At 58.6% G+C, this 19,664-nt stretch carries 18 protein-coding genes; 11 read left to right on the forward strand and 7 right to left on the reverse strand.

All coding sequences use genetic code 11. The annotated features are described in order from the left end of the window. Positions 1–145 precede the first annotated feature (145 nt). From ACTZWY_RS18165 to ACTZWY_RS18185, 5 genes are all read left to right on the forward strand, one after another. Positions 146–1,249, forward strand: a complete 1,104-nt coding sequence (locus ACTZWY_RS18165) for an ABC transporter ATP-binding protein (protein WP_444792123.1) — start codon at positions 146–148, stop codon at positions 1,247–1,249. A gap of 30 nt (positions 1,250–1,279) precedes the next feature. Continuing rightward, positions 1,280–2,536, forward strand: a complete 1,257-nt coding sequence (locus ACTZWY_RS18170; RefSeq protein WP_444792124.1) for an ABC transporter substrate-binding protein — start codon at positions 1,280–1,282, stop codon at positions 2,534–2,536. Positions 2,537–2,596: 60 nt separating this feature from the next. Then, positions 2,597–4,069 carry a polygalacturonase PglA gene (pglA, locus tag ACTZWY_RS18175; protein ID WP_444792125.1) on the forward strand — a complete coding sequence of 491 codons (1,473 nt, stop codon included), beginning with the start codon at positions 2,597–2,599 and terminating at the stop codon, positions 4,067–4,069. After that, complete coding sequence (locus ACTZWY_RS18180) at positions 4,063–5,163, forward strand: glycoside hydrolase family 88/105 protein (RefSeq protein WP_444792126.1); 1,101 nt, start codon at positions 4,063–4,065, stop codon at positions 5,161–5,163. The genes pglA and ACTZWY_RS18180 overlap by 7 nt, the downstream gene beginning before the upstream one ends. A gap of 186 nt (positions 5,164–5,349) precedes the next feature. Continuing rightward, complete coding sequence (locus tag ACTZWY_RS18185; RefSeq protein WP_444792127.1) at positions 5,350–6,339, forward strand: LysR substrate-binding domain-containing protein; 990 nt, start codon at positions 5,350–5,352, stop codon at positions 6,337–6,339. Here ACTZWY_RS18185 and ACTZWY_RS18190 read toward each other — a convergent pair. From ACTZWY_RS18190 to ACTZWY_RS18215, 6 genes are all read right to left on the reverse strand, one after another. Continuing rightward, positions 6,333–7,589: a TRAP transporter large permease gene (locus ACTZWY_RS18190; protein ID WP_444792128.1), complete on the reverse strand. Its 1,257-nt coding sequence runs from the start codon at positions 7,587–7,589 to the stop codon at positions 6,333–6,335. The two genes, ACTZWY_RS18185 and ACTZWY_RS18190, sit on opposite strands and share 7 nt — an antisense overlap. Positions 7,590–7,625: 36 nt before the next feature. Next, positions 7,626–8,072 (reverse strand): TRAP transporter small permease, encoded by a 447-nt coding sequence (locus tag ACTZWY_RS18195; RefSeq protein ID WP_444792129.1) that lies wholly within the window; start codon positions 8,070–8,072, stop codon positions 7,626–7,628. A 110-nt stretch (positions 8,073–8,182) separates the two neighbouring features. Then, positions 8,183–9,145, reverse strand: coding sequence for a TRAP transporter substrate-binding protein (locus tag ACTZWY_RS18200; protein ID WP_444792130.1), 963 nt, complete (start codon positions 9,143–9,145; stop codon positions 8,183–8,185). 62 nt (positions 9,146–9,207) lie between these two features. After that, positions 9,208–9,963: an SDR family NAD(P)-dependent oxidoreductase gene (locus ACTZWY_RS18205; RefSeq protein WP_444792131.1), complete on the reverse strand. Its 756-nt coding sequence runs from the start codon at positions 9,961–9,963 to the stop codon at positions 9,208–9,210. A 32-nt stretch (positions 9,964–9,995) separates the two neighbouring features. Continuing rightward, positions 9,996–11,027 (reverse strand): transketolase family protein, encoded by a 1,032-nt coding sequence (locus ACTZWY_RS18210; protein WP_444792132.1) that lies wholly within the window; start codon positions 11,025–11,027, stop codon positions 9,996–9,998. After that, positions 11,024–11,878 carry a transketolase gene (locus ACTZWY_RS18215; RefSeq protein ID WP_444792133.1) on the reverse strand — a complete coding sequence of 285 codons (855 nt, stop codon included), beginning with the start codon at positions 11,876–11,878 and terminating at the stop codon, positions 11,024–11,026. Before ACTZWY_RS18215 ends, ACTZWY_RS18210 begins: the two co-directional genes overlap by 4 nt. A 180-nt stretch (positions 11,879–12,058) precedes the next feature. Here ACTZWY_RS18215 and ACTZWY_RS18220 point away from each other — a divergent pair, with 180 nt between their 5' ends. After that, positions 12,059–13,237, forward strand: a complete 1,179-nt coding sequence (locus tag ACTZWY_RS18220) for a pyridoxal phosphate-dependent aminotransferase (protein ID WP_444792134.1) — start codon at positions 12,059–12,061, stop codon at positions 13,235–13,237. Then, positions 13,234–15,204: a transketolase family protein gene (locus tag ACTZWY_RS18225; protein WP_444792135.1), complete on the forward strand. Its 1,971-nt coding sequence runs from the start codon at positions 13,234–13,236 to the stop codon at positions 15,202–15,204. The genes ACTZWY_RS18220 and ACTZWY_RS18225 overlap by 4 nt, the downstream gene beginning before the upstream one ends. A 42-nt stretch (positions 15,205–15,246) precedes the next feature. Here ACTZWY_RS18225 and ACTZWY_RS18230 read toward each other — a convergent pair whose 3' ends face one another. Beyond that, positions 15,247–16,059 carry an ABC transporter permease gene (locus tag ACTZWY_RS18230; protein ID WP_444792136.1) on the reverse strand — a complete coding sequence of 271 codons (813 nt, stop codon included), beginning with the start codon at positions 16,057–16,059 and terminating at the stop codon, positions 15,247–15,249. Positions 16,060–16,139: 80 nt separating this feature from the next. On the opposite strand from ACTZWY_RS18230, the gene ACTZWY_RS18235 reads away from it, so the two are divergent. The 4 genes from ACTZWY_RS18235 to ACTZWY_RS18250 all read left to right on the forward strand — a co-directional run bounded on the left by ACTZWY_RS18235 (position 16,140) and on the right by ACTZWY_RS18250 (position 19,619). Further along, on the forward strand, positions 16,140–17,333 hold the full coding sequence (locus ACTZWY_RS18235) for a sugar transporter (RefSeq protein ID WP_444792137.1): 1,194 nt from the start codon (positions 16,140–16,142) through the stop codon (positions 17,331–17,333). A 15-nt stretch (positions 17,334–17,348) separates the two neighbouring features. After that, positions 17,349–18,002, forward strand: a complete 654-nt coding sequence (locus tag ACTZWY_RS18240; RefSeq protein ID WP_444792138.1) for an ABC transporter ATP-binding protein — start codon at positions 17,349–17,351, stop codon at positions 18,000–18,002. Further along, positions 17,999–18,781 (forward strand): glycosyltransferase family 2 protein, encoded by a 783-nt coding sequence (locus ACTZWY_RS18245; RefSeq protein WP_444792139.1) that lies wholly within the window; start codon positions 17,999–18,001, stop codon positions 18,779–18,781. The genes ACTZWY_RS18240 and ACTZWY_RS18245 overlap by 4 nt, the downstream gene beginning before the upstream one ends. Positions 18,782–19,031: 250 nt before the next feature. Then, on the forward strand, positions 19,032–19,619 hold the full coding sequence (locus ACTZWY_RS18250; protein ID WP_444792140.1) for a VOC family protein: 588 nt from the start codon (positions 19,032–19,034) through the stop codon (positions 19,617–19,619). Positions 19,620–19,664 lie beyond the last annotated feature (45 nt).

The raw sequence follows: 19,664 nt of genomic DNA on the forward strand, positions 1-19,664 counted from the left end.
TCCATAGACACCACCGAAGCCTTCGACTGGAACCGCATTCTTGCCATGTCCGTGCTGGCGTTGCTGCCTGCCCTGATCGTTTTCTTCATGGCGCAACGATATTTCATCGAGGGTATTTCGGTGGGGGGAGTGAAAGGATAATCTTATGGCACGTCTGCAAATCAGGAACCTTGAAAAAACTTATGCCAATGCCTTCAAGGCGGTGCATGGCATAAATCTGGATGTGAATGACGGCGAGTTCATGGTGCTGGTGGGCCCTTCGGGCTGCGCGAAATCCACCACATTGCGCATGATCGCAGGGCTGGAAAGCATATCGGGCGGGGATGTGGTGATCGGCGACAGGGTCGTGAACCGCCTGCAACCGGGCGAACGCGGCATTGCAATGGTGTTCCAGAACTACGCGCTTTATCCGCATATGAAGGTGCGCAAGAACCTGTCTTTCGGGCTGCGCCTGCAAGGGGCGCCCAAGGCGGAAATCGCGCGCAAAACCGCCGAGGTGGCGCGGATTCTGGAAATTGAGGAATTGCTTGACCGCCTGCCAAAGCAGCTTTCCGGGGGGCAGGCACAGCGCGTGGCGCTGGGACGTGCGCTGATCAAGCAACCCAAGGTGTTCTTGTTCGATGAACCGCTGTCTAACCTTGATGCGAAGCTGCGCGCCTCCATGCGTGTGCGGATCACCGATTTGCACAAACGCCTGAAAGCGGAAGGCATGTCTTCAACGGTTGTCTATGTCACCCATGACCAGACCGAAGCCATGACCATGGGTGACCGGATCTGTGTGATGAAGGATGGCCATATCATGCAGGTGGCCGACCCCAAGACACTGTATGACCGGCCAGAAAATGCCTTCGTTGCGGGGTTCATCGGCAGCCCGGAAATGAACCTTGTGAATGGCAGGCAGACAGGAAATCAATTCGTCATCGGTGGTCAGAACCTGACCCTGCCAGATGAACTGATGGCCCGGATGACGGCGGGGCAGGCAGACACAGTGACGCTGGGCATACGTCCCCAACATTTCCGCCTTGGCGCGGATCAGGGGCTACAGGCGCAACTCGTCGGGGCTGAATTCATGGGCCATGAGGTTGTGCTGCATCTTGATGTCAGCGGCGCGCGCATGGTCGCGGTCATTGCGGCGGCAGATTATGCGGGAATGGACCGCGGCGCACCTGTCATGCTCAGTCTTGAACACGGCTGCGCGCATGTTTTCGACCAACATGGACGGAATATTTCGCTGCCCCGCATTCACTAAAACACACTTTAGCAACGGAGGAGGACAACAATGAAACTGCTAAGCACAACACTTCTGGCAAGCCTGCTTGCAACAGGGGCCGCGGCAGAAACGCTACGCATGTCATGGTGGGGGGGCGATGCCCGCCATGCCCAAACCCAAGAAGCGCTGAATTATTGCGGGCCAAAACTGGGCCATATGATTGATGCCGAATTCACCGGCTGGTCGGGCCATCAGGAACGGATTACCACCCAGATTGCAGGCCGCACCGAGGCGGATATCATGCAGATCAACTGGCCATGGCTGCCGCTGTTTTCGCGCGACGGGACGGGGTTTGTCGATCTGTATGACCACAGCGACATCATCGATTTGTCACAGTTTACAGAAACCCAGCTTGCGGGGGGCGAAGTGGGCGGCAAGCTGAACGGTATTCCGGTCTCGACCACCGGGCGCGTCTACATGTTCAATAAAACGACCTTTGAGAAGGCAGGGCTGGAGGTGCCGACCACATGGGAAGACGTGATTGCCGCCGCCCCGGTCCTGCGCGCGCAACTGGGCCAAGACTATTACCCATTCGAGGCAGCAGGCCTGAATGCCATCTTCCTTGTGTCAATGGCCGTCACCCAGGCCACCGGCAAGGACCTGATCGACCCTGAAACCCTGGCAGTCGCATGGACCGAGGAAGAATTGATTGAAGGTATCCGCTTCTATGAACGGCTGGTCGACGCAGGCGCAATCCGCAGTTGGCCGCAAGTGGCGGGCGAAGGCAATATTGAACTGTTCGAAATGCGCGGCTGGTCAGATGGCCGGATCGCGGGCACCTATGAATGGGACTCGGCCTATGCGAAATATGCCGATCCGCTTGGGGCCGATCAGGAACTGGTGCCTGTGCGGATGTTGATGACAGAAGGGGCCGTGACCGAAGCAACCTATTCCAAGCCGTCGATGCTGTTTTCCATCTCGCGCAATTCCGCCCATCCGGAAGCGGCTGCCGAAATCATCAACTGTCTTCTGAATGATCCCCAAGCCATCGAAATTCTAAGCGACTCGCGCGGGGTTCCGGCCAGCAAGGTGGCGTTTGGGTTGCTGAACGACAAGGACCTTATCAACCCCAATGTCGCGGCAGCCAATGCTATTGTGCTGTCCGGCAGCGGGCCTGTCGTTTCCTCGTTCAATGAACACCCGCGTGTGCGCGATGTGTTCCGCGATGCCTTGGAAAATGTCGCCTATGGCCAGATCAGCGCAGAAGAAGCGGCCGCCGAAATCATCGCTGGGATAAACCGCGCGCTGCGGCAGTTCCGGTCCTGACCATCTGGCCAATGCATGCGCATGCGCATGCGTTGGCCTTCAAACCGAATTGCAGACCCCATGACCCAGATAGAGCTTCTGGCAGTGACGCCGCGCGTGGCTGCCCTGCGCCTGAATGTGCCCAAGGCACGCTATCACCTGCCTGCCGCGCGGAGCTGGCGACTGTCCGGCCCCGCCCTTGTGCGTGCGGGCCAAACCGACCGTGCCGTGACCGTGCTGCACGATTTGCCGCCGGGTGCTGTGCTTGTGTTCGAAGCCGAAGGTCTGGGGCAATTGTCCTTCACCATGCCCGGTTGCACAGGGTCCGTCACACTGGATGACCCGACGCATGCGCAAAGTTTGCTCGACAATCTGCCCGATGGTGGCACATTGATCGTTCCTGCAGGCACATGGCAGGTAACACCGCTGCTAATTCCGTCTGACCGGCATATTTACCTTGAACACGGTGCCCGGCTTATGGCGCCTGACCACCGCGCGGCGTTTCCAATTCTGACCGCAGAACAGGGCGGTAGCTGGGAAGGGCTTGGTGAACCCTGCTACCGCGCCGTCCTGACCGCGATCAAGGCGGCCAACATCACCATATCAGGGCCGGGGCTGGTGGATGGTGGCGGCGCGCGCGGGGATTGGTGGACATGGCCCAAAGGCACCCGCAACGGCGCGCGCCGTGCGCGGCTGCTGCATCTGATAGGCTGCAAGGATGTAACCGTGCTTGGCCCCACCCTGACCAATTCGCCAAGCTGGACTGTGCATCCTGACAAATGCCGAAATCTGCATTTTGTAGGTCTAAGCATACAGAACCCGCCCGACAGCCCGAATACAGACGCGCTGAACCCCGAAAGCAGCGAGGACGTGTTGATCGCGGGTGTGCATTTCACAACTGGCGATGATTGCATTGCCATCAAGGCGGGAAAGCGCACCGACGCCGGTGATGGCAGCCATCTTGCCCCGACCCGCAACATACAGATCACCAATTGCCTGATGGAATATGGCCATGGCGGGGTGGTCATCGGGTCCGAAATGTCCGGCACGGTCAGCGATGTGTGGGTTCGCCAATGCCGGATGGTTGGCACAGATCGCGGCCTGCGCATCAAAACCCGCCGCGGGCGTGGTGGCAGTGTTGCCCGCATCCATCTGTCAGAAGTCGATTTTCAGAATGTAGGCACCGTTCTTGCAATCAACATGCATTACTTTTGCGACCATGACGGTCATTCCCCGCTGGTTCAGTCGCGTGACGTGCTGCCTGTCACCGCGCTGACGCCGCACATACATGACATCACACTGGAGCGTATTTCCGCCCACGGGATCGGGCTTGCCTTTGCCGCGTGCCTTGGGCTGCCCGAAAGCCCGGTCAGGGGGGTGAAAATCACGCAGGTGACCTTCAGCTACGCGCCGATGGCACCTGATGTGCCGCTGATGGCGGACGGTCTGCTGCCGGTTTCCGCTGCGGGTGTTCTTGTTGCCCATTGCAGCATCGAGGCCCCCGACACGCTGCCCCCTACCCCCCTGCCGCAGAAGGACATTCTGTCATGCTAGATTATTTCGATTCCTTCATCTGCCGATATACCCCTTATAAGGATGGCGCGTGGTGCTATGAAGATGGCTGCGTCTATCGTGGCCTTGCGCTGCTGTATGAGGCAACCGCCGAAGAACGTTGGCGCGACCATCTGCTACGGCTTGCACGCGCTCAGGTCGCTGCCGACGGGGCGCTGGCGGGCTACCGGATTGACGAATACAATATTGACAACATCCTTGCCGGGCGGGCCTTGTTCGCGCTGTCGCGCTGGACGCAGGACCCGCGCTGGACGCGCGCGCAGGCGTTGCTGGCGCGCCAGCTGGACACGCATCCGCGCACGGGCGGCGGCAATTACTGGCATAAGCTGCGGTATCCGCATCAGGTCTGGCTGGACGGGCTGTATATGGCGCTTCCGTTCCAGATAGAGTTTGGCCAGGTCCGGGGTAACCCCGCCTATGTGCAGGATGCGCTGACGCAGTTGCGCACCGCGCTTCAAGTCACATCGCGCCCGGACGGGCTGTATGCGCATGGCTATGATGCGGCCCGCGTGCAGGACTGGGCAGATGCGGCCACGGGCCAGTCGGCCAGTGTCTGGGCGCGCGCGATCGGGTGGCAGGCGATGGCGCTGGTTGATTGCGCCGAACTTGTGGGGGTGGACACTTTCGCACAGGCGGGGTTGTTGCGACCGCTGACGACACTTCTGCAGCATATAATCCGTCTCCAAACTGTTGACGGGGGGTGGTTGCAGGTTATCAATATGCCGGACCTGCCGGGCAATTACACCGAAAGTTCGGCCACCGCGATGTTTGCCTATAGTCTGGCAACTGCCGAAACGCTTGGGCTTGGCCTATCAGGCCTGCTGCAGGCGCAGACGCGCGCGCTTGATTTCCTGCGCGCGCGGATTGAACACAGTGGTGGGCATAGCCGCTTTGGGGGAATCTGCCACGTTGCAGGGCTGGGGGGGTTTTCCGGCGTCTACCGTGACGGAACCCCCGACTATTACCTGACGGAACAACAAGTCAGTGATGACGCCAAGGGCACAGGTCCGCTTATGATGGCAGTTGCACGCCAGATGCAAACAAACCTTGTGAACAAAAAGTCGGTTCAGGCATGACCTGTCCTGTAGCCGTCCCGCATAAGCCCGGTTTCAGGGGGTTTTTGCCTGCCCGCATGCGGGTCTGTTGCGCTTTTGGGCATGCCTGCCCCCTGTTGCAGATACTGCGGTGATTGTCAGACCCCACTTGCAGCTGGTCTGGATCAGCACCATGATAGGGGTCCCGAATATAAGTGACCCGAACCGATGCGCGACATCAATCTTAAGGCAACGGAATATTTCGAAGCCGTGGCGCGCCTTGGCACTGTGTCCAAGGCAGCACAGGAACTGGGTGTGTCGCCTTCGGCAGTCAGCCAGCAACTTGGGGTGTTGGAAAGCCAGTTTGGCGTTCGTCTTTTTCGCCGGGAGAAGCGCCGCCTGATCCTGACACTGGATGGTGACCGCCTGTTTCAGACCACAACGCAAGCATTCAGCGCCCTGCGCAATGCCCGAAATTCGATTGCGCGCCAACGCGATGCCCGCGCCCTGACCTTGCGCGTCAGTCCCAGTTTCGGGGTGCGATGGCTGGGACCGCGCATTGCCGGTTTCGCCGCGGAAAACCCCGACTGGAACATCCGCATAGACGCCACCCCCGATTTTTCCGCCTTCGAGACCGAGGCCGTGGATTTCGACCTGCGCTATGGGCTGGGGGGCTGGACGGGTCTGACCGTGGAACATGTGATGTCTGATCTGGTCTTGCCGCTGTGCAGCCCGGAATACCGGGACCGGATGCGTAAACATGGCCAGAATGCCGCAGACATCCTGCCTCATGCGCGTTTGATTGACAGTGTGAAAACAGTTTACCGCTGGGACATATGGCTGGCTGTCCACCGCATAGAGCTGGCGAATATCGCCTATCCTTTTCGGTTTGACCGTTCATCCATGTCTATTGAAATGGCCAAGCAAGGCGGCGGGGTCGCGCTGGACAACGCCCTTTTGTGCCGGGGGGAACTTGCGCGGGGGGAATTGGTCCCCCTGTTTCTGGAGTGTCCGGTTATCGAATTTCCATCCTATTGGTTTGTCTGCCCCCCGCGGCATTTGAACCGGCGCATTGTGCGGCGGTTTCTGGACTGGGTCACTGCGCAAGCGCAACAGGATAACGCATATACCCGCGCCCTGCTTGCACAGGCAGGGTGCGATTTTCGAAAGGGTGACATCCAGAACATGCAAGTTCTTGCGCCGGGTGCTTTTCAGTAGATCGTCAGTGCAGGCACATAGGAAATTAAAGCCAGCACCCCCAGCGCCACTAGATAGAAGGGCAGCAAGGCGCGCACTGTTGCGCCAATGCCCACGCGCGCAATTGCGGCTGAAATGAACAACGTCGTGCCAACCGGCGGCGTATAAAGCCCTATCGACAGGTTTACGACCATCATCAGGCCCAGCTGGACAGGGTCCAACCCGATGGCCTGCCCGATGCCCACAAAAATTGGTCCCAAAAGCAGCACGGCAGCGGGCAAATCCAGAACTGCACCAACCAGCAGCATGACAAGATTCAAAGCAAGGATAATCATCCATGGTTCTGACAATGTCATGGCGACCCAGGCCGCAAGGGTTTGGGGAACACGTTCGAAGGTTAACACCCACTGCACTGTGGATGACGCCATGATGATAATCATCACTGCCCCTGTCATCATGGCTGTGGCAACAGCAGCCTGCCACAGCGCGCGCCATGTCAGATCTCGGTAGATCACCCCGCTGACAATAAGCGCATAAGCCACCGCCATCACACTGACTTCTGTCGGTGTCGCAATACCGAAGCGCAACGTGCCGATCACAAAGACCGGCATCAGCATGGCGGGCACAGCCACGGCCAACTGACCCTTGAACGCGGCAAATCCCCCCTCCAGCGGGGCGCGCGGCAGGTCGCGGCGCATACCGACAATCGCAACCGTGACCATCATGCCAAGCGCCAGCATGACCCCCGGCAGAATACCCGCCACAAACAGGTTGATGATCGAGACGTTTGAAATCAGTCCATACAGGATAAGCGGAATCGATGGCGGAATCAGAACCGACACCGTGGATGATGCCGAATTGATCGCGGCCGCAAAACTTGCCGGATACCCTTCTTTTTTCTGCACGGGGATCAACGCGTTCCCCAATGCGGATGCATCTGCCACCGCAGAACCGGACACCCCGCCAAACATGACCGACCCAAGGATTGACACCTGCCCCAGCCCGCCCTTGAACCGCCCGACCAGCAGCCGCGCAGTATTGACAAGATAGACCCCGAACTTGCCCGACATCATCAGGTTGCCCGCCAGTATGAAAAACGGGATCGCCAGCATCGGAAAGCTTTGGGTGGGCGTGTATAGCCGCTGCGCAAGCACCGCCATCGGCTTGGCGTCCAGCCAAAGCGCCATTGCCACACCGCCCAGCATGGCAAAAGCCACTGGAACAGAACACAAAAGCAGGATTACGAACACCCAGATCAATGGCGCTGTCATGGCAAATATCCCCCTGAGGTTGTCGCAATACCGCGATCAGCTGAAACTTGCTGCCCCGTCATCGGGTAGAATGGACGGGTCGCCTGCCAGCAGGCGCAACAGGTCACAAATGGCAATCACCGCCATACCGGCAAAGGCATAGATCAAACTGGAATAGCCCCAAACCTGCGTGATCCCCAAAGTTGACAGGGTCTGAAATGTTGAGGCTTTGACCACCGGCTGGCTTGTCCAGATCACGGCCACCGATATGGCCAGAATGACTGCCTGCACCCCAATGAAAACCCATCGCCGTGCGGTGATGGGCAAAATATCGGGCAGCAGGGTGACGGCAATGTTGCGGTTATGCGCCGCAGCAATGACCAGCCCGCCACCGACCAGCCAAGGCAGCAACACGGCATGAATTTCATAGGCTATGGGCATGCCGGTTCCGAACGCATAGCGCAGGATCACGTTCAGCAATAGCGCGACAAACATGACTGTCATGCAAGCCACAGCAATGACCCTGCCGCTGTAGTCAAGCGTTGTCGAAACCACGCCTGCAGCACGGACAAAAGGGCGCAGTGGCCCTTTTGTCTTGTTGTCAGTAGGGGTGATCATTCGCTTTGCGCAGCTTCGCGCAATGCAGCTACAATTTCCGGGAAGTCGGCTGCATATTTGTCATACACCGATGAAGTGGCCTGAATGAAGGCGTCACGGTTTGCTTGCGCAAATTTTGCCCCCTCGGCTTCCATGACAGGGCGCAAGGCTTCATTGGCATCAAATGACAATTGACGTTGCATGGCCCCTGCTTGCGCAGTGGCGTCCAGCGCGCAGGCCTGCGTGTCCGCATCCAGACCCGACCACCATGCCAGCCCCGCCACCACAGGGGTGGATTCGTATTTATGACCGCTGACGGTCACATAGGGCGTGATTTCATGCAAGCGGGCGGAATGAATGTTCGTTAGCGGGTTTTCCTGCCCGTCAAACGCCCCCGATTGCAGCGCTGTGGGCAGTTCCGACCACGCCAGCGGGGCCGGGGACGCGCCAAGGGCCTCGAAAATGTCAATTGTCATCTGGTCCGGGGGCGTGCGGATCTGCATTCCGGCCAGGTCCGCCGGTTCGGTCACATGCTTGGACAGATGCGTGATGTTGCGAATGCCATTGTCCCAAAAGCCAAGCACTTTCAGCCCGGATTCTTGCGCGCGGGTGTCCAGCATTTCGCCCAGTTCCCCATCCATAACCGCCCATGCGCTGGGAAGATCGGAAAACAGAAACGGCAGGCCCAACAGGCCAATTTCAGGGACAATCTGACTCATCGCGCCTTGGGAATTGGCAGTGACCTGAATAATCCCGGCCGTGGCCGATGTCAGCATTTCCACGTCATTGCCCATTGTCGCGGACGGGGCCACATTAACCGAAGCGCCAGTGCATTCGGCATAAAGTTCGGCCCATTTTTCGGCGGCAACATAGCGCGGGTTGCCCGGATTTTCGCCATGTGCGAACACCACGTCACTGGCCTGCACCGCGCCTGCAATCAGCGTGGTGCCCGCCAGAACAGCTATCAGTTTCATCTTCATATCTTATTCCTCCCTTAAGTGAAGATTTCGCGCCCCTGCGCCCCTAACGCAAGAGCTGGTGGTTAGTGAATCAGTGATCCTCCGTTCACATCGACTTCGGTGCCTGTGCAATAGGATGACAGGCCCGAGGCCAGAAACAGCGCGCAGCCCGCGACGTCATCGGCGGTGCCCGCACGCCCCATCGGGATACCTGCAAGAACCTGCGCGCGCATATCCTCGGTCAGTTTCCCGGCGGTGATGTCGGTTGCAATGAAGCCGGGGCAGATGGCATTGACGCGCACCTGATCGGGCGCAAGTTCGCGCGCCATGGCCTTGGTCAAACCCAAAACCCCCGCCTTTGCTGCCGAATAATGCGGCCCGCCGAAAATACCCCCGCCCCGCTGCGCGGAAACAGATGACATGTTGACAATGCTGCCCTGCGCCTGCTTGCGCATGGCGGGTATGACAGCCTGGCTCATATATAATGTGCCGCGCAGGTTGACATCGGTCACCGCATCATAGTTTTCAGGCGCAATTTCCATCAGCTTCAGCGGCTGGGTGATACCGGCGTTGTTCACCAGAATGTCAATTCTGCCGAATGCGGCCAGCGTGGCCGTTGCGATGCGGGTGCAATCATTCACGTTACAGACATTGCCACCAAACCCCAGATGCCCCGTTCCGGGCAAATCTGCGGCTGCATCTTGCGCATGCGCTTCATCCAGATCCATGATAACCACGGTCGCGCCATGGTCAGCGAAAAGTTGTGCCGTGGCCTTGCCCAGCCCGCGCGGGCTGGCGGCGCCGGTGATAATGGCGATTTGTCCGTCCAATAGGCCCATTTGACCCTTTCCTCCGTTTAGATATCTTCGGCTTAAAGCCAGCTTTTGATTTGTGCGGCCACACGGTCAACTGACAGCCCATACATGTCATGCAAGGTGGGCAGCGCCCCCGCTTCCAGAAACGCGTCGGGCAAGGCGATCATGCGAAACGGCACATGCACGCCTGCCAGCATCAATTCGCGCGCCACGGCTTCGCCCAAGCCGCCGCATTCGGTGTGGTTTTCGGCGGTGACAACCAGACGCGCGCCGTTTTCGGCCTGTGCAAGAATGGTTGCCTTGTCCAACGGCTTGATCGTGGGCACATGCAGCACCGCCACGTCCACATTATCGGCGGCCAGTTTTTCAGCTGCGTCCAGCGCGCGCATGGTCATTATACCAGACGCGATGATCAGGACATCGCGCCCCTCGCGGATCATCTGGGCGCGGCCAAGCTCGAATTTGTAGTCGGGCTTGTGGCGGCGCAGCACATCGGGCACCCTGCCACGCAAAAGCCGCGCATAAACAGGCCCGTCATGCGCAACCATTGCAGGCACCATTCCGGCCACGTCTGTGGCATCGCAGGGGTCAATCAAAACCATGTTCGGAAGGCCCCGGAAAATCGCCAGATCCTCGGTCGCCTGATGGCTGGGACCATAGCCCGTGGTCAGGCCGGGCAGCGCGCAGACAATCTTTACGGGCAGGTTTTCTTCAGCGATGGCCATTGCAATGAAGTCATAGGCACGCCGGCTTGCGAAAACGGCATAAGTCGTTGCAAACGGGATGAACCCTTCACGCGCCAAACCCGCGGCGGCGGACATCAAAAGCTGTTCCGCCATGCCCATTTGATAAAACCGCTGTGGCATGGCTTGCGCGAAGATATGCAGATCGGTGTATTTCGACAAATCCGCCGAAAGGCCAAGAATGCGGTCATCCTTGCGCGCCTGCTCGACAAGGGCATGACCGAAGGGCGCGGCCACCGTTTCATAGCCTTCCGCCGCCAGCGACGCAATCATAGCCGAGGTTGCAACCTTCGTCTGGGGCACCTTGCGGGGTTCATATTTGCGCGCCATGGATGCAAATGTCATTGTGGTTTTCCTTCTTCCAGCACGGCCAGCGCCTTGGCCCATTCATCGGCTTCAACACGAACGAAATGGGTGATTTCACGCGCCTCCAGAAAGGGGACGCCCTTGCACATGGTGGTATTGGCGATGATCACGCGCGGGCGCGGATCACGCAGGGCGCGTGCTGTATCAAAGGCCGCGACAAGCGCATTCAGATCATTGCCGTCCACCTCCTGCGCGTGCCAGCCGAACGCTTCCCATTTCGGGGCTTCTGCCCCTGTGGCCAGCGCGTCGCGGCTGGGACCATCTGCCTGCTGGTTATTGAAATCCACCAGACAGATCAGGTTATCCAGCTTCCATTGCACCGCTGACATCACTGCTTCCCAGGTTGACCCTTCGCCCAACTCGCCATCCGACATCAGGTTATAGACGAATGCGGGGTTTTCCTTCCGCTTCAGCCCCAAAGCCGCGCCAACGGCAATGCCCAGACCCTGCCCAAGGGACCCGCCGGTAATTTCCATGCCGGGCGTATAGGACGCCATGCCCGACATTGGCATGCGGCTGTCATCCATACCGTAGGTTTCCAGCTCATTTTCAGGAATGATGCCTGCTTCCATCAGCGCGGCATAAAGGGCAATCGCGTAATGGCCGATCGACAGGTAGAAACGATCGCGCCCTTCCCATTCGGGGTCCTCGGCGCGGTAGTCCATCGCGTGGAAATAGGACGTTGCCAACAAATCCGCGACACCAAGGGCCTGCCCGATGTAACCTTGTCCCTGCACTTCGCCCATCAACACTGCCTTGCGCCGGATATTCCACGCCCGCATGGCCAGTGACATATTGGAACGCGCGGTTGCGCGGGCTTGTGCATTCATGCTGTCCTCCCTTCGGCGCAGGATGGCACGCCGCTTCTGCAACAGGGGTAACAGGAAAGATGGCTAAAGAAACGTCGGAAATATTAAATATCTTGTTAGAAAAACTTAATAACTTTTCAAAATCAAACCCGCTATCACACGGTCACGAAGCTTGAGGCCACAATGCCTGAGGGAGGGAACATGCAACTGCAATTTGCGGATAATCTGGCGCGTCTGGGGACTGAATCCGCGTTCAGCGTGCTGGCCCGCGCACAGGCGCTGGCAGCTGAAGGGCGCGACATTATCAATCTTGGCATCGGCCAGCCTGATTTCCCCACCCCCCCGCATATCGTCGAGGCGGGCATCAAGGCGCTGCGCGATGGTCATCATGGATACACCCCCGCCAATGGCCTGCCAGCCCTGCGCGAAGCTGTCGCGGCTGATCTGCACAGGCGCCATGGCGCAACGGTCAACCCTGACAATGTGCTGATCATGCCCGGCGGCAAACCTACGATGTTTTTTGCGATTACCATGTTCGGGCAGGCAGGTTCGGAAATCCTGTTCCCCGACCCCGGTTTCCCCATCTATGAAAGCGCAATCCGTTACAGTGGCGCGACGCCTGTGCCCATGCAGTTGCGCGAAGCGGATGGTTTCAGCTTTTGTGCCGAAACGGTGCTGTCCCAGATCACGCCGCGCACGTCCTTGATTATCATCAACTCCCCGGCCAATCCGACAGGGGGCGTCACGCCGAAGGCCGAAATTGACAAGCTGGTGCTTGGCCTGCAGGCGCATCCGCATGTGGCGATCCTGTCGGATGAGATATATTCGCAGATGCTGTATGACGGGGAACGCCATGTGTCGCTGCTGCACTACCCGGAAATACGCGACCGGCTGATCGTGCTGGACGGGTGGTCGAAAACCTATGCCATGACAGGCTGGCGTCTGGGCTTTTCAGTGTGGCCCGATGCGGCGGTTGATGCTGCCACGCGGCTGGCGATCAATTGCCATTCCTGTGTCAATGCATCAGCGCAGTTTGCAGGAATTGCCGCGCTGAACGGCCCGCAAGACGCTGTGCGCGCCATGGTTGCCGAATTCGACACGCGCCGCCGTATCATCGTGGAGGGGCTGAATGCGCTGCCATCAATCAGTTGCACTACCCCCCGCGGGGCTTTCTATGCCTTTGCCAATATCAGCGAAACAGGTTTGACATCTGCCAAGGCGCAGGATCTTTTTTTGAATGAAGCCGGGGTTGCGACGATTGCCGGCACTTCCTTTGGCGCGATGGGCGAAGGGTTCTTGCGCCTGTCCTATGCCAATTCCGCTGAAAACATCCGTCTGGCGCTGGACCACATGGCAGCAGCGCTAAAGGACAGACCATGAGTGACATCCAGAACATGGCGCTGGCCATACGCGCGCTGGCGATCGATTCAATCCTGAACGCAGGCGAAGGGCATCAGGGCGTGCCCCTTGGCATGGCCGAGATTGCCGCAACCCTTTTTGCACACCACCTGAAGGCCAACCCGCAAGACCCGCTTTGGCCGGATCGGGACCGCGTTGTGTTGTCAAACGGGCATGGGTCGATGTTGCTTTATGCGCTATTGCACCTTGCGGGCTACAAGGCGGTTTCACTGGACGCATTGCGCAGGTTCCGTCGCCTTGGGTCCGTCTGTGCCGGGCACCCGGAAATTGAACAACATGCAGGTATTGAAATCACCACCGGCCTTTTGGGGCAGGGTATCGCCTGCGCCGTCGGTATGGCCGTGGCTGAAGCACGGCTGGCGGCGGAATTCGGGGCTGAACTGGTCGATCACCGGACATGGGCCTTTGTCGGGGACGGGTGTTTGCAAGAAGGCATCGGACAAGAAGCCATATCGCTTGCCGGTCATTTGCAACTTGGCAAGTTGACATTCCTTTGGGACGACAACCAGATCACCGATGATGGCGCCACCAACCTGTCGATTTCCGAGGACATGCCCGCGCGCTTTCGCGCGGCGGGCTGGCAGGTGATCGAACTGGACGGCCATGATATTGCGGCTATTGATGCGGCGCTGGTGCTGGCCAAATCCGACCCGCGCCCGACTTTGCTGGCCTGTCGCACTGTCATCGCGCGCGGCATACCACGGCTGCAAGGCAAACGCGGCGGCCATAGCGCGCCGCTGACGGGCCAAGACCGGCTGGATTTTGCAAACCAGACAGGCTGGGCGCACCCCGCTTTCGATATTCCCGCCGCCATTCGCACGGATTGGGCCGCAATTGGCCTGCGCGGCGCGCAGGCGCAAAGCGCATGGACCACGCGACTGGCCGCGCACCCCAAGGGCGCAGAATTTCACACATGGCAGTCGGGCCAATTGCCCCCGGCAGCATATGCGCAACTTGCCGCATTGCGCGATGTAATGGCAGGCGCAAAACCCGCGCAGCCAACAATCCTTAGTTCTGGCGATGTCTGTGACGCCCTGACCACTGCCCTGCCTGACCTTCAGATCCTGTGCGCAGATCTGGAAGCCCCGACAAACCACAAACGCAGCCGACGCAGTTTTACCGCACAAGACCCGTCCGGCAGCTATGTTCACTGCGGTGTAAGGGAACATCTTATGGGGGCAATGGCCGACGGGATTGCGGCGCATAAGGGCCTGCGCCCGGTGAATGTCACCTATCTGGCTTTTGCAGATTATGAACGCCCCGCAATGCGCATGGCCGCGCTTATGGGCCTTCCCGTCACCTTTGTGTTCAGTCATGATTCCATTGGCATGGGCAGCAACGGTCCAACCCATCAACCTGTCGAGGTTCTGGCCTCTTTCAGGGCGATGCCCAATTTCCACGTTTTCCGACCGGCTGATGCGCTGGAAACCCTGGAGGCCTGGGAACTTGCGCTGGCCCGTCAGAATGGCCCGTGCTTGCTGGCCCTGTCGCGCCAGCCTGCGCCGTGTTTGCCAGAACGGCAGCGGGAAAACATGACCGCCAAGGGCGCGTATCTGGTCTGCGGCAGTCAGCCGGATGAAAAACGCGATGTGACGCTTATCGCCACCGGGACAGAGGTTGTTCTGGCCCTGCAGGCGCGCGACATACTGGCACAATCAGGCATCACAGCCGCAGTTGTGTCAATGCCATGTTGGGAATTGTTCGAAGAACAATCCCCACACTACCGCGCGGAAATTCTGGGCACCGCGCCGCGCGTGGCATGCGAGGCGGCACTGCGCTTCGGCTGGGACAAATGGCTTCGGCCCGGTGACGGGTTTGTCGGCATGACAGGTTTTGGCGCATCCGACAAGGCCGAGGCCCTGTATCACCATTACGGCATTACGGCGGACAAGCTGGCATACGCGGCGCAATCGCTTCTGGCCTGGTAAGGGCCAGCCCCAAACCACCATAGCGCCCGTGCGCGCTGAACATCAGCGAAATAGCAAATCGCGGTGGAACTGGCGCAGCAGCAGCAAGCCGACAACCATCGGAAACAACGCGAAAGCCACCACATAGGGCACCGAAATATATGTCGGACTGTAGGCCGAGTAGAACCCGGCACGCATCAAACCAGTCAGGTGCAACAGCGGATTATACCACAGAATTGCCTGTCCAAGGGGGGGCATATTCTCATATAAAAACAGGACCCCGGAAATCATGAACAAGGGCGCTGTGACAATGCCCCACACGTTGGTCCAAACCGGAAATCGCATGAACATATATGCATTCAGGCACCCAAACCCAAGGCCCAAAAGCGTGGTCAAAACAGCGCTCAGGAAAATGTTGCCCCAGTCCAGCGTGACATGCAGATCCTGCACAATCACGATGCCAATCAGAATGATAAAACCCACCACCCAGATGACCAGCGTATTGAGCAAAAACCGAGCAATCACCGCGTCAATCCAACTTACGCGCGGATACAGCAACAGTGACCGCGAATAGCTGATTGAACCACCGACTGTTGAACTTATATTTGTGAAGCATTGCATCAACAGATACCCGGTTGCCTTGAATAACACGAAACTGGTGCCCAAAGCCGGGGTTCGGGCCAGTAGCGAGAATGCAAAGGCCAGCAGCGCGATAATACCCAATGGCTGCACCAGCGCCCAGATATACCCGCCCGGACTGCGCCCGTAGCGCGTGCCCATTTCCCGCAGCAATAATGCGCTGACCGAACGAAAGGCCGCAATGCCAGTGCTGTTGGCCGTTTGCGACACTGGCGGCGCTGCCTTGTCAAATCGCATCACACATGACCTCGTGACTGGTGCAAAGACTGGAAATATGCCAATAGAACTTGAAGCAGCGACATATTGAAGGCTCTACAGTGGATAAATCAGTCACGCAAGGCGACGTGAGCGAGCGCGAGGCGACAACCGCGCGCCTGATAGAGCGAACCTCGACACATGCGCGCTGGCGCATGCGCCATCGTGGGCTGTTGTTCAGTTTCTTCCTGTGCGTGCTTGCCCCCGTCTCGGTGACGGCGGGATACATGCTGTTTTTTGCACAACCGCAATACGCATCTCAATCGGGGTTCGTGGTGCGTCAGGACGATTCCTCATCTGCAAGCCAGCTTCTGGGGGGCTTGGGCCAGATGCTTGGTTCGGCCGGGGTGTCAAATTCCGATTTGCTGTTTGAATTCATCCAAAGCGAAGCCATCGTCAGGCGCGTTCAGAACTCGTTGGATCTGCGGGCGCATTACGCGCAATCCTGGCCGTTGGATTTCATATTTTCCATCCCACCAGATGTTACCATGGAAACGCTGGTCAATTTCTGGCGCAGGATGGTGCGGCTGGATTATGATAAAAGTTCTGGTGTGTTGATGGTGGAAGTGCGCGCCCGCGATCCTGAAACCGCGCAGCTTGTTTCAAGGCTGGTCATTTCCGAGAGTGAGGCCATGATCAACACGCTGAACGCCGCCGCGCGCCGCGACAGTGTTGCCAATACCGAAGCAGATCTTGCTGCCGCAATCGAGGGACTGCGCACCGCACGCGAAGCGATGGTCGCGTTTCAGGCGCGCACGCAGATTCTGGACCCTCAGGCCGATATTCAGGGCCGCATGGGTGTGCTTGCCAACCTTCAACAGCAACAGGCACAAAGCATTGTGGAATATGATCTGTTGTTGCAGACCAGCCCAAGTTCCGATCCAAGGTTACGGCAATTGTCGCGGCGTATCAATGTGATCGAAGACCGCATCGCGCGAGAGCGCGAGAGCTTTGCCGCACAGGACGTGACAGCCGACAATACGGATTACCCCACCTTGTTGGCCCAATATGAGGGGCTGCGCGTGGACGTGGCTTTCGCAGAAGAAATCTATCGCGCTGCATTGACCGCCCTGACCCAAGCGCGCACGAACGCCGAACGCCAGCAACTTTTCGTGGCGACCTTCATTGAACCGAACCTGCCCGAGGTTGCGACCCATCCGCGCGGTGCGTTGCTCACGGCCTTGACGGGGTTTTTCGCAATGATGTTCTGGGCCGTGGGTATGCTCGTATATTACAGTCTGCGCGATCGCGGTTAGCAATAGGGGCGGTTCGTGATCGAGTTGCGCAATGTCAGCAAGCGGTTCTATTCGGCACAAGGCGCGCATGACGTGTTCACCAACTTGTCGCTGAAGCTTCCGCCAGGGCGTTCATTGGGCCTGTTGGGTAGAAATGGCGCGGGCAAGTCGACCTTGCTGCAAATCATCGCTGGCAACATGCAGCCGACCACGGGCCGGGTCATCCGTAGCGGGATCATATCTTGGCCTATCGGCGGGGCAAGCAGCCTTCATCCCGAAATGACGGGCCTGCAAAACACCCGGTTTCTGGCGCGTGTTTACGGCATCGATACGGATTCACTGGTGGAGTATGTCAAGGAATTCGCCGATATCGGCAAGCATTTCAACATGCCGTTGCGCACATATTCGTCTGGCATGAAATCACGCCTGTCCTTTGGCATTGCCATGGGAATTCCGTTCGACACCTATCTGATAGATGAGGTGACAGGCGCGGGCGACAAAAGTTTCAAGGAACGCAGCAAAGCCGTGTTCAAAGGGCGCATGGCGAATGCAGACGCGATTATGATCAGCCACAGCATGTCGGAGATGCGCAGTTTTTGCGATAGCGGGCTGGTCTTGCATAACGGTCAGATAGAGTTTTTCGAGGATATTGAAGACGCTATTGCCCGTCATGAAAGCCTGTTGGCATGACCGCCAAAAGCCGTTTTGCCGGCACATGTGGGTTTTCTGTCATCATTCCGTGCCACAATGCCGAAACAACCTTGGCCAGAACGCTTGAATCGCTTGCCAACCAGTCCTTCACCAACTGGGAGGCTTTGGTCATCGACGATTGCTCGACCGACCGTTCGTGTTTGATTGCAGCGCAGGCCAGCGCCCGGGACGGGCGGATTTGTCTGGTGCATGACCCCCGCCAAAACACCTGTCGCGGGGCCGCGGCCACACGCAATATCGGACTGGCGCGCGCAAAAGGCGATTTCATTGCCTTTCTGGATGCAGATGACATCTGGCTGGCGCAAAAGCTATGCCGCCAATATGCCGCGTTTCAAGCTGGTGCGGATATTGTCTTCAGCGCGTATCGCAGGGTCGACACGGCAGGACGCAACAGGGGGATCGTGCCCGCACGCGCGCAGGTCACATGGGAAGATGCCCTGTCCGGCAATCCGATTGGTTGCCTGACCGGCGCCTACAGGCGCGCATCTTTCCCAAACGCGCGCATGCCCTTGACCCACTGGCCCGAAGATTACGCCTTCTGGCTGCAGCTTTTGCGGCAGGGGGCCACCGCGACGGGCCTGCCGGACGTTCTGGCGGAATATCGCATCTCGCGCCGGTCCGTGTCGGCCAACAAGCTGGCATCCGCGCGCGGCGTGTGGAATATTCTGGGGCAACAAGACATTGGTATGATCCGCCGTATGCGCGGATTTGGCTCCTACCTTCTGTCCAGCGTGACACGGCGCCTGAACAACCCCTGACTGCGCCGCCATGCCTCCCCCCAATCCATGCGCGCGGGCGGCTGGCCGGGAATGGCGGAATTCGCCAAGGGCTGGGCCATGGAGTGCCAGTTTACCCCATCCATGCATGATGCCGCCGCGCAATGCCCGCTATGACCCTTGGAAACGTGCAGCTCGGGCCGTGCTGGGTGCGTAACAGTGCCTGCAGGCGTGACAGCAGGCCAATTCCTGCTAGGTTTGTCGCAGGAGAAGCCAGATGACAGGAAACCCCATGCGAAAACTGCAGTCCCAAGGTGTTCATCACATCACGATCATTGGTGCCGACCGGCAGACGTCAATTGATTTCTGGGAAGGTGTGTTGGGCATGCCGTTCGTGTTTGACCAGCCCAATCTTGATTCACCCGATGAGGGGCATTTGTACTTCGACCCCGGTGACGGGCGCTTGATTACCATCTTCACCAACGAATCCCGCAAACCTGACCCGTCGCGCACCCCAACTGGCATTGGGTGTGTGCATCATCTGGCGTTTAATGTGTCCAAGGCGACATTCAGCCAGGCTGTTGCGCGGCTGGATGAACGCGGCATATCCCATAGCGGCGTCAAGGATCGTGGGTTTATGGACTCGATCTATTTCAAGGACCCGCTGGGGCTGTTGATTGAACTGGCCAGTTACAGGTTTGAACCGCCATATGGATTCACCCATGCCCAAGTGTTGTTGGAAGCGCATAAAATCCGCGTAGGGCGGGGCGACTATAATATTGCTGAAATCCATCTGGCCGATGCGATAGAGGCCCTGGCCACCAAGGGTAGGGAGTCGTTGTCACAGGATCGCAGCGCAAAAGACCCTTATGGGTCTTGACCATGACCGGATCAGATTGTTCTGGTTGGAGGGAAGATTTTGGCC

The organism is Roseinatronobacter sp. NSM, assembly GCF_052379845.1.
Taxonomy (GTDB): domain Bacteria; phylum Pseudomonadota; class Alphaproteobacteria; order Rhodobacterales; family Rhodobacteraceae; genus Roseinatronobacter.